This is a genomic window from Peribacillus sp. TH16 (genome assembly GCF_016651095.1).
GTDB classification, from domain to species: domain Bacteria; phylum Bacillota; class Bacilli; order Bacillales; family DSM-1321; genus Peribacillus; species Peribacillus butanolivorans.
Window position 1 is genome coordinate 1193359 of the sequence record NZ_JAEKEM010000002.1, and the last position, 21309, is coordinate 1214667.

Genomic DNA, 21309 nt, shown 5'->3' on the forward strand with positions numbered 1-21309 from the left:
TAGTTCATATTCTTATCCTACCTCTCATTCTTTTGTTTAATAAGCCTTGTATTAGGGAACTAAAGAATTTAAGAATATAAAAAGGAGTTGTTTTCATTGAAACCATTATATACTGCAGTCGTTACTGTACACGGTGGTCGTGAAGGACATGTGAAATCAGAGGATGGTATTCTTGATTTTGATGTAAGATCACCGAAGGAATTAGGTGGATCCGGTGAGAAAGCAACCAACCCGGAACAGTTATTCGCCGCCGGATATGCTGCCTGTTTTGACAGTGCATTGAATCTTGTCCTGCAAAAAGCAAAAAAGAAAGTTGATACTTCTGTGACCGCAAATGTCACAATTGGGAAAGATGAAGAAGACGGTGGTTTCAAATTGGCTGTCAGGCTGGATATCTCCATCCCTGATCTTAGCCGGGAAGAAGCAGAAGACTTTGCAAAAAAAGCTCACATGACCTGTCCCTATTCAAAATCAATTCGTGGGAATCTCGACGTGACATTGAATTTGGTATAAAAATTCATTTTTTTTAAAAAGAATGGGCCCAGCCTTTGCTGAGCTCATTCTTTTTTATTTAACTCCTTCTAAATTCTTCATTTTCAATAGGAAGCATAGCCCGATTACTGTCATGATAATCAGTGAGCCTAATGCCATCCGGCTAGCCAGTGTGCCGAGGTCATGGAAAATTAACGTAATTGTTCCATACATAAGAGGACCTATTATTGAAGAAACTTTTCCTGAGAATGCAAAGAGTCCAAAAAACTGCCCCCTTTTCTCCACTGGTGTCAATTCAATAATGAATGTCCGGGATGTTACCCACATCGACCCGAGTGCAATGCCAAACATGCTCCCGGCAATCCAGAACCAAAGAGGCGTTTGGGCAAAGACCGCCACAAATAAGGCGACTAGGAGCAGAATACCCACATATGTAACTGCAAGCCGTGGGCCCTTTGCCTGAGTTATATACCCAAATAGAAACGAACCAATAATACTGGATACCGTTGAGACCAGATAAAGTAAAATGAATCCACCTGAAGAAAATCCAACAACGGTCTTCGCGTAAACGGCCATCATGCCAATTGTTGTCGCAATTGCATCATTTAAGAAAAAATACGCAATCATAAATGTGAATACTAATTGATAAGATCTCATCTCTTTAAATGTTGCTATAATTTCCTTATAACCTGAAAAAAAAGGTTGTTTTACCTTTTGCTGTTTTGGCGTTTCTTTTAGAAAAAAGAATAATGGAAGGGAAAAAATCAGAAATAAGATAGAGGTGGGGATAAAGGCTTCATGTGAACTCCCTTTACTAATAAATGGATAGATGGACAGGCCGACAAGCGTTCCGATGTAGCCTACAGCGACACCAAACCCTGATATTAGCGGCAATTGCTGCTTCGTGCCTAGATCACTCATCATCGTATCATAGAAAACAAGACTTGAATGATAGAAAAACTTTGCTACCACAAATAAAATAATGACAATCACTAAGGAAATTGGGATACCAAGAAGATTCCCTTCCAACGATAGACCACCAAAAATCCCCATTAAAAAGGTCGCTGCAACTGAAACCAATGTGAAAATTATGATATATTTCTTCATCTTTCCTGTTCGATCAATCATTACACCAAATAGTGGAGAAAACAGAACAAGAAATAAACTGGCAATCGCATTCGCATAAGAAATGAAGGTACTAGCAATCTGATCAAGAACAGCATTTTCTCCGATTTGTTCCTGAAGAAAGAAGGGAAAGAAAATTGTATTAATATTAGAAGAAAAAATCGTGTTGGCAAAATCGTAAAAGGCCCAAGAGAGAATTGGAAGGGAAAAATATAAACTTAGATTCCCCTTCCATTTTTTAGAATTCGGTTTCAATTGCAGTTGCATCTGCCTTCCCCCTTATCATAGACTTAATTTATAAGTATTCCATACATTCCTATAAAATCCTTTTAAGATAAAAAAACAATAATTAGCTGCATAATGAAAGCCAAATCCAATTCATGATTTCTTACCACTTAAAATACATGATTAAAAGAGGTTATCAGTATACAGAGGTCTTTTATTTTATTTATCATAGGGGTAAAGGATTGCAAAAAGTTTTGATTAATGTTGGCAAAGGGAGTGTGCAAGGTGATAGCATTTTTTCTTATCTTGGTAACTATACTGGTCCTGTTGGTGCTCTACTTAAAAAAAACGAAAAGTAACTTCCCAGACAACTTCACTATGCAGCATTCCCCCCTCAAGATTGGACATCGCGGGGCATCTGGATATTGCCCTGAGAATACGATGGCATCCTATTATAAAGCGATTGAATTGGGCGCTGATTTCCTAGAAGTCGATATTCATCTTAGTAAAGATGGTATCCTAGTGGTTCATCATGATTCTACACTCGATCGAACGACAAACGGAAAAGGAAACCTTCGAGATTACACAGTAGCTGAATTAAAGGAATTGGATGCTGGAAGCTGGTTTCATGCTCGTTTTAAGGACGAAAGAGTTCCTTTACTTAGCGAGATAATTGAAAATTTCCGGTCTGAGGTTGGAATATTAATAGAAATAAAGCATCCATCTCTTTACCCTGGAATTGAAAAGAAACTTGCAGAAGAATTAAGCAAAAGAGAGGATTATACATCAGATAAAAAAAGAATTCTGGTTCATTCGTTTGATATGGAATCCATGAAAAGGTTTCATCAATTAATGCCAGACATTCCAGTCGGGGTATTGATAAAGCGGCGTATTTCTGATCAAAAATTGAAAGAGATAGCAGAGTTTGCTTCGTTTTTAAATCCAAAACAAACCATTTTGAGTACCAAGCTGCAAATGCGAATCCAAGAGCAAGGGATGAAAGTATTTACATGGACCGTCAACAATAAAAAACAAATTCACATGTTAAAGAAGATGAAATTGGATGGAATCATATCCGATTTCCCAGATTATTTTATAGATTAAACCTCATAGGTAAATTAGTTTACAAAAAAACCAATCCACTTTTGTGGATTGGTCAGACTGTAGACAAACTCGATGAAAATCGAGTTTGTCTACAGTTTTTTTGAGGGGTTGTAAAAATTCGACGTTGATTTCCACTCCAGGCACTCGCTTTCCGCGGGCGGTCAGGGAGCCTCCTCGGCGCCTTTGCGCCTGTGGGGTCTCCCTTGGACACGCATTTCCCGCAGGAGTCTCGCACCTTCCGTTCCAATCAACTTTGTTTTAACAATTAGATATAACCACTTTTGCCTACAGTCCTTTTTGTTTTAATATAGAAGTATTAAAACTTGAGGTGATGACGATGCTTTCGAAACATAATTCTATTCAGCGAGATCAACTTGAAAAGATCACTTTGGATCAACTGGTGCCAGCGAACCATTTGGTTCGTAAAATTGAGGGAGCCATTGACTTCACTTTCATTTATGACTTGGTGAAAGATATGTATTCAGAGATAGGGCGCCCAAGTATTGATCCAGTTATTTTAGTTAAATTGACATTCATTCAATATACCTTCGGTATTCGTTCGATGCGTAAAACGATTGAAGAAGTTGAAACGAATATGGCTTACCGTTGGTTTTTAGGTTACGGTTTCCATGATAAAGTACCTCACTTCTCAACGTTCGGGAAAAATTATGAGCGTCGCTTTAAAGATACAGACCTGTTTGAACGGATTTTTTATCGTATCTTAATGACAGCTTCAGAAAGAAAGTTAATAAGTGCAGAGCACGTATTCGTTGATTCAACACATGTGAAAGCCAGTGCGAATAAGCGAAAATTCGAAAAGAAAATCGTTCGTAAGGAAACACGAGCATATCAAGGACGCCTTCAAGAAGAAATAAATCAAGATCGTGAAAACAATGGAAAGAAGCCTTTTCCACCGGATAAATTTGATAAAGAAGAAACCAAAGAAATTAAAGAAAGTACAACTGACCCTGAGAGTGGCTACTATGTAAAAGATGAACGAACAAAACAGTTTGCCTATTCATTTCATGCGGCTGCGGACCGCAACGGTTTTGTGCTGGGGACGATTGTAACACCGGGAAATACGCATGATAGTCATATCTTAGAGCCTCTTGTTGAACAAGTGATTGAGAAAGTTGGAAAACCTGAAGCTGTTGCCACAGATGCAGCTTACAAAACACCAGCCATTACAAGCTACCTTTTTGGGAAAGAAATCACACCAGCTTTACCCTATACACGTCCACGAACAAAAGAAGGGTTCTTTCGCAAGCATGACTATGTTTACGATGAACATTTTGATTGTTATCTCTGCCCATCGGGCGAGATTTTAAAGTACTCAACAACAAATAAAGAGGGCTATCGCGAGTACAAATCACCCAAACACACTTGTGCGACATGCTCATTTTTATCACAGTGTACAGTAAGCAAAGACCATCAAAAAGTGGTGACACGCCATATCTGGCAAAATTATATGGAAGAAGCAGATCATCTGCGTCATCACAAGGATGTAAAACCTATATATGCGAAACGTAAAGAAACAATAGAGTCGTGTATTCGCAGATGCAAAAGAAAAGCATGGTATGCGTTGGACTACTTTAAGGGGACTTAAAAAATTGTCGATGCAGGCGATGCTTACTTTCGCTGCCATGAATTTAAAGAAGATAGCCAATTGGACATGGCAAGGTCCAAGAATGGCTTAATAAAGTGGGCTCGTAGAGGCCCAATCTCTTAATCTTGAGCAAAATTCAAAGGGAATTTCAAAAGGGGTCCGGAATTAAAACATTCCGAACCCCTTTTGTCTACAAACTGACCAATCCACTTTTGTGGATTGGTTTTTTTAATAACATTGAAAAGAGCGTATTTCACTCGCGTCCGTTCCATAGTAGGCCCAACGTTGCTGACTTGGTCTCCATCGATATCCAGCCACAGAATTATAGCCAACATAGGTAGGGTAAAACCAAAATGAGCGGCCATTTATTAACCATACATACGTATTTTGGTATAAACATCCTTTCATTGAACCAGCGTCAATGGCCTTAATCATTCCACCAGGAAACTGTGGAATAAATAGCGGCGGCGCTTTGTGAGGAGGTCCTCCTCCTTGTGGTGGTCGAGGCGGTTGACCTCCTCCTCCTTGCGGTGGTCGCGGCGGCGGTTGACCTCCTCCCCCTTGTGGTGGCCGCGGCGGCGGTTGACCTCCTCCCCCTTGTGGTGGCCGCGGCGGCGGTTGACCTCCTCCCCCTTGTGGTGGTCGCGGCGGCGGTTGACCTCCTCCTTGCGGTGGTCCTGGTGGCCGCTGTCTTTCTCCTAAAACCTGATTTCCTAAATGATATGGGTCCGACAAGAAACCATTGTCAATATATGTGGTATATTCATTTGGATAAAGGTTATTTTCAATACCGTTATAGTCGTTTTGTTGATTAGATGGTTCGTATGATTTCATACCTTTTCACCTCATATTTGAACTTCATTTATCCATATGTAGACGAATGACCATGTGTGCTTTATTTACCTCTCTTAATGCAGCTTTCTAATGATGTATTAATGACCAGAATTATATATCAGAAAAAATTACCTGTTTATTTTTTGAAAAAATCCCTATATTTTTAGCATTCTTGGCCTAGAATTTGTTATAGTGTTACTAGTGATTTATATTTTGAAAAATTATATAGTCGCTATTTGGCTCTAAAGCGTTTCTCTTGTTAGCCGAGAACCAATCTTACAATTTTTTTATCTTAGAAAAAACGAGGGATTCCTATGTGGGAATTATTGTTAGAATTTGATTATCAAACCGTTCGCCATGCGGTATGGGCAGGATACTTGTTTACCTTTGTCTTTCCACTGGCAGCGTTTTACTTCTTAAATAAAAAGCAGTCACTCTTAAACGATAAATATCAAGCTTCTGTTCATTCAGGTCATGGTGAATCCGCTGTTTATACAGGTAGCATTTATGACTGGCGTGGAGCACAGCGCTTTTTCACTTATATTCGTCAAAAGGACTCGCCTGATGATTCAGATGAGCCAAGCCTCCTTTCCATTGTTTAATTAAAAACAATTCGAGGAGGAAATTATTTTGAAAAAGAAAAATATTTTACTTATTTCAGCTCTATTTTTATCAACCATCCTGTTGACAGGATGTTCGGCAGCTACAAGCGGCCCATTTCATACTGCATTGGTTAACCCAATGACAAAGATGCTTGAATTTAATGCTAATTTATTTAACGGGAACTATGGTCTAAGCATCATTATGATGACATTTTTCATACGTCTCGTTTTGCTTCCATTGACTGCCAAGCAATATAAAACACAGCTCAGTATGAAAACCAAAATGAATGGGCTAAAACCAGAAATGACAGCAATACAACAGAAAATTAAAGAAACAAAGGATCCAGCAAAACAAAAGGCTCTGCAACAGGAAATGATGCAGCTTTATCAAAAACATGGAGTCAATCCTTTAAATATGGGCTGTCTTCCACTTTTGATTCAAATGCCAATCTTAATGGGCTTTTATTATGCGATTCAAGGTTCTCATGAAATTGCGACACATAGCTTCCTGTGGTTCAGCCTTGGCCAACCGAATATCGCCATGGCAATCATCGCCGGCGTCATCTATTATTTCCAATCGGTCATTTCAATGAGACAAATGCCAGAGGAACAGCAGAAACAAATGAAAATGATGAGCCTGCTCTCACCAGCAATGATTTTATTCATTTCTTTCTCTGCGCCTGCTGCATTACCTCTTTATTGGTCAATAGGTGGATTATTTATGATTGTTCAGTCTATTGTACTTCAGCGAGTATATAAGAAAGATCAACCCGCTGTCACTGTCGTAAAAGAAACGATTATGAAAAAAAGCTAATCCAAATTGGATTAGCTTTTTTTTCGTTTATTTAACCATAATAAATACAAAAATTGTAGGTTCATTCTTTCTTTCCAAAAAAATAAAAAATAATAAACATGTCAATAAATTTCTGCAGCATGTATTTTTAATTCTTTATTACCATTTTTAATAATCTAATACAAAGAAAGTTCTTTTGACACTCGTATAATAGTATATTTTTTCTATAATTTACCATTATATTTATCACGAAGAAAGGTATAATTCCTTATTTTCCCAAAATATACATTCCTACAATATGTTCATTTTCGATAATCCGAGTTTTACATCCCAAAATATGACAATTTTCTTGTTTACCTGTTCGTTATCATTAAAGGAACATCAGTGTTCTACATACTGGCCATCTAGAAAGAATGGAGGTGCATTGTACCTGTAGACTGGTCGAATTTTTTGTTCTTTGAAAATAGAATAGGGGGAAAAAAATTGCAAAAAAAACGAAGAACGAAATGGTTAGCGTTAATATTCGCTATCATGCTTATTGGATCGCTGATAATTCCAACAAACTCTATCGCAGCAACTTCAAACAAAATCCATACCTCCGCTAAAGATGAATTAACGGGGAAGAATCAAAAGAAAGTCGCCTCAAAAGTACTTACTCAGTTTAAAAAAAATGATCAGGTAACGTTTCTCGTTAAATTCAAAGAGCAAGTAGACACCAAAGACGTATCCTCAAAGGCTGCAAAAACAGCAAAATCACAAAAGTTATCTGCGAGTAATTCAAAGTTACTTAAACGATCAAGTGTAGTATCTGAGCTTCGTGCTACAGCTCTTCAAACACAAGCGAATATTAAAAACTACTTAAATAAGCAAGAAAAAGCTGGTAAGGCGAAAGATTTTCAATCCTTTTATATTGTTAATGCGATTGCCGTGACAGCTACAAAGGATGTTATGGAGCAAATCGCTGCTTTTCCTGAAGTAGAAAAAATTATGCCAAATGAGACTAGGCAGCTAATTCAGCCGGCAAGTAAGACTGCAGCTGCAAAGACCCTTAAAGGCTCAGAAGCGAGCAAAACAAAAGCCGATACCTCTTCAATTGAGTGGAATATTGAAAAAATCGGTGCTCCTGCTGTATGGAACATGGGCATTGATGGAGCAGGAACGGTTATTGCTTCTATCGATACAGGTGTCCAATGGAACCACCCGGCCTTGAAAACAAAGTACCGCGGGTATAACCCTGCCAATCCAGATGTTCCAAATAATGAATATAACTGGTTTGATGCTGTAAGCGGACAAGCTTCACCATATGATGATTTAGATCATGGAACTCACACAATTGGTACGATGGTGGGCTCTGAACCAAATGGTGCAAATCAAATCGGAGTTGCTCCAGGTGCCACATTCATTTCAGTTAAAGCCTTTTCTAACGATGGCGGTTCAGACATAGATTTATTAGAAGCAGGCGAATGGGTTATCGCTCCAAAAGATGCTGCTGGTAATCCTCATCCTGAGAAAGCACCAGATGTTGTCAATAACTCTTGGGGCGGCGGAGCTGGACTCGACGAGTGGTATCGCCCAATGGTACAAGCATGGAAAGCTGCCGAGATATTTCCTGAATTCTCTGCTGGAAATACCACATTGTCTAATCCCGGCGGTGCTGGTTCAGTAGCAAATCCAGCAAACTATCCAGAGGCCTTTGCCACTGGAGCAACAGATCTTAACAACCAAGTTGGCAGTTTCTCTTTACGTGGTCCATCTCCATATGGAGAAATCAAACCTGACATCTCCGCACCAGGCGTTAACATTCGTTCTGCCATTCCTGGCGGTGCATATGAAGGCGGCTGGAATGGCACTTCAATGGCAGGTCCTCACATTTCAGCGGTTGCTGCTCTATTACGACAAGCAAATGCCAGCTTAACTGTTGACCAGCTTGAGGAAATCTTACTTACAACTGCCACTCCTTTGACAGACAATAATTATCCGACAAGTCCCAACCATGCTTACGGCTATGGCCTTGTTAATGCATTTGATGCAGTTTCCTCTGTTGTAAGCGGACTTGGGAAAATTGAGGGTAAAGTTACCAAAGCTGGAGATGACTCAGAAGCAGCTGTCATTTCCCATAAGGCACCAAAAAATTCGTATAAAAAAATGGATGTAACACTTCAAGCTGAAGTGTCAGATAATGTAAGTGTCACTACCGTTAAACTTAGCTACCAAAAAGCCGACGGAACTTGGGTTGAAGTCAAGGCTGAGAGAACGAGCGGTGACTATAAATCAGGAACGTATGAAGCCACGATTCCAGGGTCAGAGCTGACTGAAGATTCAGTCGCTTATAAATGGACCGCAACTGACTTCGGAGGCTCAGTAACAGCTACTGACTCTTATACCGTTGAGCTATTGCCAGGAATCAGTGTAGGTTATACAGAGGACTTTGAACAAGATCCTATTGGATGGACCTCTTCCGGCACAAACAATAACTGGGAATGGGGTATTCCGACAAGTGGACCTGGCTCTGCAGCATCAGGTCAAAAGGTTTATGCTACAAACCTGGCTGGAAACTATGCTAATAGTGCCATTATGAGCCTATCCATGCCTCCAGTCGATGTTCCTGAAGGCACAAGCTATTTACAATTTAAACATTGGTTCGAACTTGAAAAAAATTATGATTTCGGACATGTATTTATCTCTACAAACGGAACAAACTGGGTACAAGCGGCTCGTTTTAATGATAAGTCAAATAGTTGGATCGATGGTGAAGTTAACTTAAGCCAATATGCTGGAGAAAGAATCTATATTGCCTTTAATGTCACATCTGATGGTTCAGTCCAAAAACCTGGCTGGTATATTGATGATGTTAAATTGGCTGATACTTCCCTGCAGCCGGCTGCAAAAGCTAAAACAGGACTAGGCGTTATCAAGTCTGACTCTTCTGTTTCAGCTAAGCCAAAAGTTGACCCTGATAAAATTAAGCCAATTGCAGATAAAGTGAAAAAAGCACCTGAAAAAGACCAGCCTGCCCCAGTACTTCTTCCATTACAGGCACAGGTCAGTGTTTTAGAAACTGGAAGATCTGTTTATACAAACCCGCAAGATGGATCTTACCAACTTACGCATGCATCAGGTTCATACACATTGCAAGCAGAAACATACGGTTATCGATCACAAACAGCAACAGTCAACGTCGAACAAGATGCAACATCAACTGCTAACTTTACGCTTCAAGAAATTCCAAAAGGAACCATCAACGGTACAATCACCAACAAAATTACTGGCGAACCAGTCTCTGGTGCTACCGTATACTTTCTTGAGGATGCCGCTATTAAGCCAGTGACTACAAATTCGGACGGTGAATACACTCTATCCGCTTATGAAGGAAAATATACTTTGAAAGTCATGGCTCCTTCTTATTACGGCAGTGAAGCATCCGTAACGATTTCGGACGGTAACAGCTCTAGGAAAGATATTGAACTGAAACCGTTCATCGGGTACCCAGATGAGATTAAGTATGACGACGGAACAGCAGAAAACGCCCGAGCCTTTAATACGGCAGGCAATAGCTGGGCTGTGAAAATGTCGTTAGCTTCGGGAAATAAAACGGCAAATGTAACCGGCGCCCTTTTACGTTTCTGGGATACCACATGGCCTGCTCCAGGCGGGACTGAATTCCAAGTTTCGGTGTATGATGCATCGGGAACAGATGGGTCGCCAGGCAAAAAAATCGCAGGTCCTTTTAATGAGACTGCGTTGCGCGACGGTCAATGGACACATGTTGATTTGAGCGAACATGGAATCATGGTTGAAGGTGATTTCTTTATTGTTTATACCCAAACAAAGGCCAATCCGAATGCACCAGGATTAGCTACTGATGAAGATGGACCAAATGCAGGACGAAGCTGGCAGGGAGTCAGCGATTCATGGTCGCAATCCCCAACTGAGGAAGGAAATTATATGATTCGTGCCACTGTCGATTACGAAGTGAAGGAACCTGTAATTATCTCACCTAAAGACGGTGCTTATTCAAATCAAAAAGAAGTAACGGTTGAAGGTACATCTGCACCTACAACAAAAGTAGATATTTTTAACAAAGGGGAGAAAGTAGCAAGTACGGATTCTACTGATAAAGGAACCTTCGCTGTTCCGGTCACATTAAGCAACGGTGAAAATACTTTGACAGCAAAAGCTCGGACAAGCCAAGGTTCAACTGAGGCCTCTTTGCCTGTAAAGGTGATATTGGATACCGCTAATCCGGAACTAGCAATTACTTCACCTACAGATGGCAGCAAAGTAAATCGTGAAACAGTTACTGTTAAGGGAACAGTTTCGGATGATAATCTTAATTCGGTTAAAGTAAACGGACAGAAGGCCGATGTGAAAGATAACACCTTCTCCTATCGCCTTCTACTGGATAAAGGAATCAATAAAATTAAGGTGGTTGCTCAAGATAAGGCAGGCAATAAAGTCACTAAATCTGTCTCCATCGATGTAAAATATACCGCTCCAGAAATTTCCGATTTAGTGCCAAATGAGGATAAAATCTTAAAAAGCGGTGAATCGGTTAAAATCGAATTCGACAGTGAACCTGGCTTGGCAGCAAATTTCTCCATTTTGATGCCTCTGACAAATGCAGGAGGCATTGCGAATGCAACTGAATTACCAATGAAAGAAACATCTTCAGGACATTATGTCGGCTACTATACCGCCACAACGAATGTAAAGGCACCTGGTGCTGTTGTGGAAGTAAAAGCAGCAGATAGCTATGGTAATATTACAACACAAAGAGCGGCAGGTAAGCTTTGGATTAACGCTAAAAAGTAAAATGCAAAAGCCATGCTTTCTATGCCTAACGGCCGGAAGCATGGCTTTTTTAATACAAATATTAGTGCAATTTTCTTTGACTCTATAAAATGCCTCACATCTTCCCTGCTTTGAAAAGGACATTTATCTAATTCCATAGATAGAAAAAGGGAAGTTTATATAATTAAAAAGTAAATCCCCCTCAAGATTGAGCGGAATTTACTTTTTTATTTCTTCGGCAATAGATTTTTTGAAACTGTTTCGAAAAACTGATCTACATAGTCGAAATCCGTGTAAAAGAATAATAAAAGATCACCCGGTTGTGATACTTCCCACGCTTTTACGAATGCGTCTAATTCATTAGGTACGATATATGTCTTATCTTTATGTAATCCTTCTTCTATCGCAGCTTCCCGAAGCAGCTCGGCTACCTCCAACGGTACTCTTCCCCGTAAATCATCGTCTTCTTTAATGATGAACAGATCTGAATGTTTTGCTACGACCTCTGACAATCTGATGATTTCTTCGTCAATACGGTCTCCTGGTCCTGCCAAAACAGTGATAATGCGATTTCTGTTATAGGCACTAACCGTATCGAAAATGGCCTGCAACCCTGCTACGTTATGGGCGTAATCGATAATAACGGTTCGTTCTTTTAGTTTTTTTAAATTGAAACGTCCTTTAGACAATTTTTTATCAGGCATAAACGCAATAGCCTTCTTTCGTAATTCTTCCATTGAAATACCTTGCGTATGTGCCGCGGCTAACGCTTGAAGTAAATTAGCGATATTATGTCGCGCCATGCCAGAAATCGTTATTGGGATTTGAGTGCAATCCATAAATTGATGTATCACACCATCTGATGAATAACTGATTTTACCTTGTTCATCAACAAACCAAACCTTACGTCCTTCATTAATCGCGGCTTTCACCAATGGCTGAGTGGCATATGTAGAGGTGTATATAACCTCTCCATCAGTATACTCTGCCATAGCAGCTACATTCGGATCATCGGCATTCAAAACACAATAACCCGTTTTTTGAACGACCTCAGCTACTAGCCTCTTTAATTTAACGAGATCGTCTAGTGTTTCAATACCATCACAGCCAAGGTGATCTTCACTCACATTTGTAATAATACCAACATCACATTGACGAAAAGCTAGACCTTCACGAAGAATTCCTCCTCGTGCTGTTTCTAAAACAGCTACATCGACTTCAGGATGGGCCAATATCGTTCTTGCACTAATAGGGCCACTGCAGTCACCTTGTACCAATACCTCTTCGCCGATATACACTCCATCTGAATTCGTCATTCCAACCTTTGTTTTCACATCTGAAAGAAAATAATGAACCAATCGGGTTGTTGTTGTCTTTCCATTTGTTCCAGTTACTGCAATAATCGGGATAGCGGCCTCTTCTTGAGTTGGGAATAAATAATCTACGATGGCTTTGCCAACATCCCTTTTTTTTCCTTCACTTGGATAATGATGCATTCGAATCCCTGGTGCAGCATTCACTTCAATTATTGCCGTTTTTAAATGATTGAAAGGTTTTGATATATCCTGACAGATTAAATCTATTCCCGCAATATCCAATCCGATAGCTTTGGCAGCAGCTATCGCCATATTCCTAATAGTTGGATGAACCTGGTCCGTTACATCAATTGCCTTTCCACCAGTTGAAAGGTTCGCATTACCGACAACTTGGACCAGCTCACCTTGTTTCGGAATAGTATCAAGGTTCCGGTTCGATTTCTCCAAGTAACACGTTACCGTATGTGTAAGTGGAATTTTTGACATCGGCTTTTCATGTCCGTCTCCCCGCAACGAATTGAGGTTTTCCTTTTCTATCAATCTGCGTAACGTCTCTTTTCCATTCCCAATAACATAGGGAGGAAGCCGCAAACTTGTAGCTGTTAGCTCTCCGTTGACTATCAGTAACCGATAATCATGTCCTTCAAAATGACGTTCCACAATGTATTTTTCCACATGAGAATCCAAACAATGGATCACATTAAACAACTCATCCTTATTTTTGATATGGGTTATTACACCCTGGCCCTGTCTGCCGTTATACGGTTTTATAACAAGCGGGAAACCAAGCCTGTCGGCTGAGTCAAATATACCTTCTATTGAGTAGGCGATTTCTCCTTCTGGTACTGGGAGACTGCAACCTTTTAAAATAGCCTTGGTCAATGATTTATCACAGGAATTCTCAACGGCGATATTTGAAGTTTGGCTTGAAATTGTCGCCTGGACATACTTCTGCCTTGAACCAGTTCCTAAGCGCAGTAAACTCTCTTCGCCTATTCGTTCGACAGGGATTTTTTTTGAGTGAGCCGCCTGATAAATGGCTTCGGTACTAGGACCAAGTTTATTTTTATAATATAACTGTTCAATTTGGTTCACATATAATTGTACATTAATATGTTTTTCATCATTCAGGATAGCTTCTACGATTTCTTTTGCAGCTAAAAATGCTTGAAGACCTGACTTAGGCTCCTGATAGTCATAGGTAACATAATAAAGCCCTTGTTTTTTCATCATAATCGTTTTTCCACGAATGGCATTGATTCCAGCCATATTTTGGAGTTCAATCGTCATATGCTCCAAAATATGGCCCATCCAAGTACCCCGTTTCAGCCTCTCAGTGAATCCGCCTTGATATCCTTGTGAACAAGTATGGCTGCCAAGGTTAGGGAGAGTCTTTAACAACTTTTCATTAAACCCAGGAATAGCATCAGATGGCTGTTTTTCCAGTTCCTCTATATCTAATTCTATACAGATCGTTGGTGTATAAGAAAAATAATTTGGCCCTTTTAAAAAACGGACTCGATTGATTATCATGATTGGATCCCCTTTTTCATCAACAATTTTCTTGTATGCAAGTCAAAACGATAGCCTCTTGTAAGTGTATGAAGCTGAAACCCTGAGAGGGTCAACTCTTCACTGCCATTTTCAGAAGACGTGATATTGATATAATCACTTTTGCTTCCATCAAGCACTAAAACCTGATGTTGACCAAATACTTCAAATTGTCCATCTTTCACTAATATTGCTGTATTTTCATCAATACCTATACCAATAATTTCTTTATTTTCTGCTATCGCACTTAAAAGTCGATCAAAGCGACCACGCTGCGAAAAATGTTGATCAATAAGCAGGCCGTCTAGAAAGCCGAACCCTTTTCCAATCTCCACTTTTAATTTATCATCATTCAGCATCGTGTCAGCTGCGACAATCATTTGCTTACCCATAATTGAAGCACCCGCACTTGTCCCAGCTAGAACCATTCCATTATGCCAGGCCTTTGATAGAGTATTGTGAAATTTTGACTGCCCAATAAGCTCGGATAATCGGCTTTGGTTTCCTCCGGTTATAAAGATAGCTGAAAAAGAGGCCAGTTGTTCACAAATGGCCTGTTCCTCTGCATCCTTTCTGGAATTCAACTTGATAACTTCAACCTTGCTCACGCCTAAGTCTCTAAAAATCCTGATATACTCTTTACTCACTTCTTCAGGAATTTCACTCGCTGTAGGCAGGATGCCAATTCCACCTTTAGCGCGTATCGCGAGTTCGACAAATTTATTTAATACTTCACCTTCAAGGCACTTATCCTCAGCCCCACCGATGATAAGTAATTCACCACAATTCATTGCTCATACTCACCTTTACATATGGATTAAAATCATGAAGTTTTTCTAAACAGAACACATAATGAATAGTATGGCCTTTTGTCATAGTCTTCATTCATAAATTTAGCAAACTGTAGAATTTTGTTTAACTTAATGACATTAGAGGAAAAGTAATAGAGAAAATAATAAAAGGAGTGTGTAAAAATGAGCCAAAACCAATTAAAAGAACAAGTATTGAATATCATCGGCGATCATAAAATAGGTGTTCTATCATCAGTAGAAGATAACAAACCACATTCACGTTATATGACATTTTTCAACGACGAATTAACTTTTTATACACCAACAAGTGCATCCACAGAAAAAATAGATGAAATTGAAAAGAATCCTAATGTTCATATCCTAATCGGCTATGAAGATAAAGGATTCGGCGATTCTTACGTGGAAATCTCAGGGACCTCGAAAATAAACGACTCACAGGAACTAAAGAAAAAATTATGGGATACGTCATTTAAAAATTGGTTTGACGGACCAGAAGATCCAAACTATCTATTACTTCAAATTAAGCCTGAAAGCATCCGTTTGATGAATAACAATGGTGAACCTCCACAAGAATTACAATTATAAAAATTGTCGGGACGTAAGGTAATTTTAATTTACGAGTAAATCTCATGTACTTACGAGTAAATGATCAAAACTCACGAGTAAATGATTTAAAATCACGAGTAAAATTTGGATTATCGCTAAAATTTCAAAAAGGATTTGCTTCTGCCTAAAAAGCCCACACTCGGTACATAATGAGTGTGGGCTTTTTTTCAATCATACTAGCTCTGATTGTATATAATGCAAGATTAGATTGGCTGTATGCTTTAATGAAGAGATATGTGTTCTCTCAAAGGCGTGAGATGCGTCAATTCCCGGACCAATCAAGCCATGAACCAAATCGTATCCTGCTCGGATTGCTGCGGAAGCATCCGATCCATAATACGGATAAATATCGACGCGATAGTCAATACCGTTTGCTTTAGCAAGTGAGGCAAGATGCTGACGCAATTTATAGTGATACGGACCGGAAGAGTCTTTGGCGCAAATGGAAACGCTGTATTCATCCGTCGTTTGGCCATCACCGATCGCTCCCATATCAACGGCTAGATATTCAACTGTTTTCTCTGGGATATTAGAATTCCCACCATAGCCTATTTCTTCATTATTAGAAATCAAGAAATGAGTGGTATATGCCAATTTAATCTTTCCTGCAGAAATCAGGTCAATGATATGAAGAAGAATGCCAACGCTTGCCTTATCATCCAAGTGCCTTGATTTCAAAAAGCCAGTCTCTGTTACTTCTACCCTTGGTTCAAATGATACAAAGTCTCCAACAGAGATGCCAATTGCCTCTGTTTCCGCTTTTGATTTCACAACTGCGTCAATGCGGACTTCAATTGTCTCCTCATCACGTTTGGCATCACCGGCATTTTTATACACATGCACAGACGTTTGATTGATTAGAATCGTCCCAGTGACAAAAGCTCCGTCAGCAGTATGAATTTTGCAGTATTCCCCTTCCACTGAATTCCAGCGGAAACCTCCAATCATCGTCAATTTCAGACGGCCATTCGACTTAATTTCCTTTACCATCGCTCCTAGTGTATCGACATGGGCTGTCAGTAAACGATGTCTGGTTTCATCTTCACCTTTTAACGTAGCTAGCAATGCTCCTTTATTCGTGATTTGATAGGGTACCTGCTTGCTCTCCATGAATTTAGCCGCATACTTAATTGCTTGATCGGTATAACCAGATGGGCTTGGTATTGATACTAACTCTTTTATGTAAGTAACGATCTCTTTTTCTTTGATAACACTCATGCCTATCTCTCCTTTCCTCTTTGTTTATTATATCTTTTTATGCCAACTTTTAACATACAAAGGACCGCCCTGAGACAGTCCTTTGATTGATTTAACTCATTTGGGCCAGAACAGGCAAGATTGCCATAACCAATGTAGTAATACCATATATCGCGAAATTTTCCATATTCATTTTCCTTTTCCACTTATCACGCCATACTTTATATCTGCTCATATCTTCGTTATTCATGAAAAATCCTCCTCATGACGAAATTTCAATTTACCTTATCTGTCTTTGCTTGTTGGACATTTCCTTCATATATTCCAAGAAGGCAATTCTCTTTTCGTCTGGATAGGCTACAATGTCAGCAATGATTGCCTCTTCAAGAGGTTTCAGTAATCGACCAACCGATTCAGTAAACAATATTTCTAACTCTCTCTTTGTTTCATTAGGATTTCTCACTTCCATCAAAATCACCCTTCCAATTACTTACTAATTGTATATATCCTTTATTCACATAGTGAAACGTAAAAAACCGGCCACCTACACAGGCAGCCGATTGGATTTATTATTTTGTTTCTTTTTCAGTGACACCAACATTGAACCATTTATATTGGCGCTCCGCAAGATAATCATAACCAGAGACACGCTTATTTACTCCAGTCGTAGTGTAACGGAATAATGTTGGAATAATTGGAACTTCTTCATGAATCAGTTCTTGCCACTCATTGTAGGTATCAATACGATATTGATCATCAAACGCTTCCTCTGAGATTCCTTTCGCAAGAAGCTCATCATTTTTGTCGTTCACCCAGCGAGTATAGTTAAATGCTGCGGATTTTGACCAAAGACCAGATGGATCTGGATCGGAAGCAACACCCCATGCCGCTTGATAGATATCAACCTCTTCATTATCTTTTTTCAACAGATCATAGAATGAATTGAACTCATGCAGCCTTCCATCTAGCATTTGAACGTCTAGGCCTACTTCCTGCCATTGTTGAATGTAATAATTGGTAAGCGGTTCAGCAATATCTCCGCCGCTCATGGAAGCGAAGTTGATTTTGAACTCTTTTCCATCTGGGTCTTCACGAAGACCATCTTTATTTGTATCAACATATCCGGCTTCATCCAAAAGTTTTTTAGCTTTTTCAGGATCAAACTCATATGGCTTAACATCTTTATTGTTATACTTGAAGTTTGGTGTGATAACTGAGTTGGCAGGGAAACGAAGCCCTTTATACATCTTTTCGCCGACTTCTTCATTATTGATGGCATAAGCCATTGCCTGGCGAAGACGTTTGTCTTCGAATTTCGGGTTGTCCATAACATTTTCTGCTTTTTCCTTATCATAATGACCGAACTTGAAACCAATATAAGAATAAGCTAAATCGACTTTTCCTAATATTTCAACGTTTTCCAATGCTTTTGCCTGGTCATATTGATCAGCAGAAATACTAGCTACATCGATATCCCCATTTTCCAGTGACTTAACAGCAACGGACGGATTCACAACTTTTAAAGTAACGCTGTCCAACTTAGGCGCTCCACGGTGGTACCCTTCAAACGCTTCGAATTCAACTGCTTCACCTTGAACAATTTTCTTCACTTTAAATGGTCCATAACCAATCGGATTTTTACGAATTTTATCAGAAGATTCCAACTTTGAAATTGGAACATCACTTAAGTATTCTTTATGAAGCGGATATGTCCATAATCCAGTTGTTACAGATGGATTTGCTTTCTTAAAAGTAAAGGTGATTTTCTTACCATCTACTTTAATACCCGAAATACTATCCGCTTTTCCGGCATGATACTCTTCCATACCTTCAATTAAAGCCATTTGTTCATCATAGCGTACACCTTTGTAATCCTTGCTCCCCAAGACAAGGTATGCATACTCTAAATCAGCCCCAGTCACAGGCTTCCCATCTTGCCAATTAACATTGTCTTTAATTGTAAGTGTTACCGTTTTATTATCGTCTGAAATTTCATAAGAAGCAGCACCGTCATTTGTGAAAACATAGTTTTCGTCTGTATCCAGTAAATCTTCATCAAGGAATGTGATAACTTGGTTATCCGGATCTCCTTGATAGAAAACTTTGTTTAATATCCCTTCAAACGGGGTATCTGATACCAATCCGTAAGTCAGATGGCCGCCTTCAATCGGCTCTCCCTGATTTGTTGTTTTTGTCGGGAATAGCGATGTATCAACTTGTTCGACATCTTTCCCTTTTTTTTCTTTTGTTGACGATTTTTCCGTATCATTTGAACATGCGGCAAGCAGTAGAGACGATATAGCCAATGCACTTAATACCTTGCTATAACTTTTGATCTTCATGACATACACTCCCCTTTTTTATCCTCTTCTTTGTCTTGCATCTGCGGCGCGTTTTAACGCTTGACCAACAAAATTTATACTCAGCATCAACACTAAAATCATGAGCGATGCGGGTACCCATATCCACCATTTGTTTTCCAAAACATCTGGATTTCGAGCATAACTGATGAGCGTCCCTAGACTCGGGGTACTCTCTGGAAGACCGAATCCTAAGAAAGTCAAACTGGATTCTAGGCCAATATTACCTGCTAGATTCAAAATAAAATTAACTATAATCAGTGAACTGACATTAGGAAGAAGCTGAAAAAGGATGATTTTCCAATGTGGTGTACCAAGTGTTTGTGAGGCGTGAATATAGTCCAACTCACGCTCTGACAAAGCCTTTGAACGAATCAGCCGTGCCTTTCCTGTCCATAAAAACATCGTCATGATTAATATGAAAACATACACATTGAATACTGGTACAATCGTGACTACAACAATGATGAACATCAATTGCGGAAGGGCAATCACAAAATCGATTACACGCATGATCACATTGTCGGTGGCCCCGCCAAAATATCCAGCTAGAAGCCCGAAAGATAAACCAATGATAGCCGTAAATAAGGTAATGAACAAACTGATGGTAAATGAGTTTCTCGTACCGATGATCAGTTGTCCGAATACATCCCGTCCACCATAATCGGTTCCGAGCCAGTAGTCTGAAGATGGTTCCATATAAATGGAGAGGAAATCGACCTTAGCAATTTCCTTGGCATCCATAAAGAACGACGCGCCGTAAACGAAAACCAATATAGCTACTAATATAATCAATGAGCCCATAGCAAGTTTATCCTTTTTAATTTCCTGCCATATGATTTTCATACCTGATGGGCTCACATCTTTCGTTTGAATGATTTTTCCGGATTCTACTTTCATTTCCATACGCTCACCCCGCTCCTATTCTATCCGTATGCGCGGATCGACCGCACTTAGTATGATGTCTGAAAGAAGAGTGCCAAGCAGAGTGGCAAATCCCGTCATCATGACGATGGCCGTCACTACACTGAAATCCCGTAAACTGACGGAACTAAGGAAAAGCTGTCCAAGTCCTGGATAACTAAAAATAGTCTCTATTATGACAGCGCCGCCGATCAACCCAGTAATTTCATAGCCTAAGAATGCTGCAATTGGTAAAAAGGAGTTTCTTAGGATATGCCGTGAATATACGTTGGATTCAGGTACACCTTTTGAACGCGCAGTCCTTACGAAATCCTTTATTTTATTATCAATTATTTCATTTCGTAAATATTGAATTGTACTTGTTGTAGCTATTAAGGCCGTACTTAAAGCCGGTAAAATCAGGTGATTGATCTTACTTACAACATATGCGAATGTACCTTCATCCACTTTGGAATCGACACTGCCTCCAGACGGGAACCAATCCAGGGCAAATCCGAAAACAAATAACATAATTAACGCAAAGATAAATATCGGTGTGCCAAACCCTATATAACTATAACCCGTAACGGTCTTATCCACCCAGGTATCATTATATCTGCCGCTAAGTATACCTAATGGAATGGCAAGCATATATGTAAAGATAAGTGTTACCAACGCAAGGAAAACCGTGTTCCAAAGCCTGTCTTCTATAACATCCATAACCGGCGTTTTATGTGTATAGGAAATACCAAAGTCCCCTTGTACAGCATTAGATGCCCACCTTATATATTGTTGATACCAAGGATCATTCAAGCCCAATTCTTCTCTGAGTCTTTCAAGCTCAGCAGGATTAGCCCTAGGATTGATTTCTTGACCAGACAAGGCATCTCCCGGCATTGCTTTTGCCATCATGAAAACGATAATGCTCAATAAAAAGAGCTGCGGGATCATAACTAAAAAACGCCTGAGGATAAACTTCCACATATCCTTTC

The 21309-nt window shown here is 39.6% G+C and carries 16 protein-coding genes and 1 pseudogene; 7 read left to right on the forward strand and 10 right to left on the reverse strand.

Going from position 1 to position 21309, the window contains the following annotated elements:
* The first annotated feature begins 96 nt into the window (after positions 1–96).
* Positions 97–513: an organic hydroperoxide resistance protein gene (locus JFV29_RS05745; protein WP_053345094.1), complete on the forward strand. Its 417-nt coding sequence runs from the start codon at positions 97–99 to the stop codon at positions 511–513.
* Between the two features lie 54 nt (positions 514–567).
* Here JFV29_RS05745 and JFV29_RS05750 read toward each other — a convergent pair whose 3' ends face one another.
* Positions 568–1884, reverse strand: a complete 1317-nt coding sequence (locus tag JFV29_RS05750; RefSeq protein WP_176527449.1) for an MFS transporter — start codon at positions 1882–1884, stop codon at positions 568–570.
* Positions 1885–2127: 243 nt separating this feature from the next.
* Here JFV29_RS05750 and JFV29_RS05755 point away from each other — a divergent pair, with 243 nt between their 5' ends.
* The gene (locus tag JFV29_RS05755) at positions 2128–2946 is read left to right on the forward strand and encodes a glycerophosphodiester phosphodiesterase family protein (RefSeq protein WP_201181691.1); all 819 of its coding nucleotides are present in this window, start codon (positions 2128–2130) and stop codon (positions 2944–2946) included.
* Between the two features lie 337 nt (positions 2947–3283).
* Positions 3284–4643 (forward strand): annotated as a pseudogene (locus JFV29_RS05760) (IS1182 family transposase).
* A 137-nt stretch (positions 4644–4780) separates the two neighbouring features.
* On the opposite strand, the gene JFV29_RS05765 reads toward JFV29_RS05760, so the two are convergent.
* Positions 4781–5386, reverse strand: coding sequence for a transporter (locus JFV29_RS05765; RefSeq protein ID WP_242485308.1), 606 nt, complete (start codon positions 5384–5386; stop codon positions 4781–4783).
* A gap of 314 nt (positions 5387–5700) precedes the next feature.
* Between JFV29_RS05765 and JFV29_RS05770 the strand changes: the two genes are divergently transcribed.
* The 3 genes from JFV29_RS05770 to JFV29_RS05780 all read left to right on the forward strand — a co-directional run bounded on the left by JFV29_RS05770 (position 5701) and on the right by JFV29_RS05780 (position 11593).
* The gene (locus tag JFV29_RS05770) at positions 5701–5988 is read left to right on the forward strand and encodes a hypothetical protein (protein WP_201181692.1); all 288 of its coding nucleotides are present in this window, start codon (positions 5701–5703) and stop codon (positions 5986–5988) included.
* A gap of 28 nt (positions 5989–6016) precedes the next feature.
* Positions 6017–6802 (forward strand): membrane protein insertase YidC, encoded by a 786-nt coding sequence (yidC, locus tag JFV29_RS05775; RefSeq protein ID WP_056530728.1) that lies wholly within the window; start codon positions 6017–6019, stop codon positions 6800–6802.
* Between the two features lie 462 nt (positions 6803–7264).
* Positions 7265–11593 carry a S8 family peptidase gene (locus JFV29_RS05780; protein WP_201181693.1) on the forward strand — a complete coding sequence of 1443 codons (4329 nt, stop codon included), beginning with the start codon at positions 7265–7267 and terminating at the stop codon, positions 11591–11593.
* Positions 11594–11799: 206 nt separating this feature from the next.
* Here JFV29_RS05780 and cphA read toward each other — a convergent pair whose 3' ends face one another.
* Both cphA and JFV29_RS05790 read right to left on the reverse strand, forming a co-directional pair.
* A complete protein-coding gene (cphA, locus tag JFV29_RS05785; protein WP_201181694.1) occupies positions 11800–14421 on the reverse strand; it encodes a cyanophycin synthetase in 2622 nt (873 codons plus the stop codon).
* Complete coding sequence (locus JFV29_RS05790) at positions 14418–15230, reverse strand: cyanophycinase (protein ID WP_053345089.1); 813 nt, start codon at positions 15228–15230, stop codon at positions 14418–14420. Before JFV29_RS05790 ends, cphA begins: the two co-directional genes overlap by 4 nt.
* 183 nt (positions 15231–15413) lie before the next feature.
* Here JFV29_RS05790 and JFV29_RS05795 point away from each other — a divergent pair, with 183 nt between their 5' ends.
* Positions 15414–15836, forward strand: a complete 423-nt coding sequence (locus tag JFV29_RS05795; RefSeq protein WP_201181695.1) for a pyridoxamine 5'-phosphate oxidase family protein — start codon at positions 15414–15416, stop codon at positions 15834–15836.
* A gap of 192 nt (positions 15837–16028) precedes the next feature.
* On the opposite strand, the gene JFV29_RS05800 is transcribed toward JFV29_RS05795, so the two are convergent.
* The 6 genes from JFV29_RS05800 to opp4B form a co-directional block, all read right to left on the reverse strand.
* The gene (locus JFV29_RS05800; RefSeq protein WP_201181696.1) at positions 16029–17075 is read right to left on the reverse strand and encodes a M42 family metallopeptidase; all 1047 of its coding nucleotides are present in this window, start codon (positions 17073–17075) and stop codon (positions 16029–16031) included.
* A 91-nt stretch (positions 17076–17166) separates the two neighbouring features.
* On the reverse strand, positions 17167–17304 hold the full coding sequence (locus JFV29_RS05805; protein ID WP_201181697.1) for a hypothetical protein: 138 nt from the start codon (positions 17302–17304) through the stop codon (positions 17167–17169).
* Positions 17305–17334: 30 nt separating this feature from the next.
* Positions 17335–17523, reverse strand: coding sequence for a hypothetical protein (locus tag JFV29_RS05810; protein ID WP_201181698.1), 189 nt, complete (start codon positions 17521–17523; stop codon positions 17335–17337).
* Between the two features lie 100 nt (positions 17524–17623).
* Entirely contained in the window at positions 17624–19396 is a 1773-nt protein-coding gene (opp4A, locus tag JFV29_RS05815; RefSeq protein WP_201181700.1) for an oligopeptide ABC transporter substrate-binding protein, read from the reverse strand.
* 18 nt (positions 19397–19414) lie between these two features.
* Positions 19415–20314: an ABC transporter permease gene (locus JFV29_RS05820; RefSeq protein WP_201183392.1), complete on the reverse strand. Its 900-nt coding sequence runs from the start codon at positions 20312–20314 to the stop codon at positions 19415–19417.
* A 21-nt stretch (positions 20315–20335) separates the two neighbouring features.
* The gene (opp4B, locus tag JFV29_RS05825; protein WP_201181702.1) at positions 20336–21301 is read right to left on the reverse strand and encodes an oligopeptide ABC transporter permease; all 966 of its coding nucleotides are present in this window, start codon (positions 21299–21301) and stop codon (positions 20336–20338) included.
* Positions 21302–21309 lie beyond the last annotated feature (8 nt).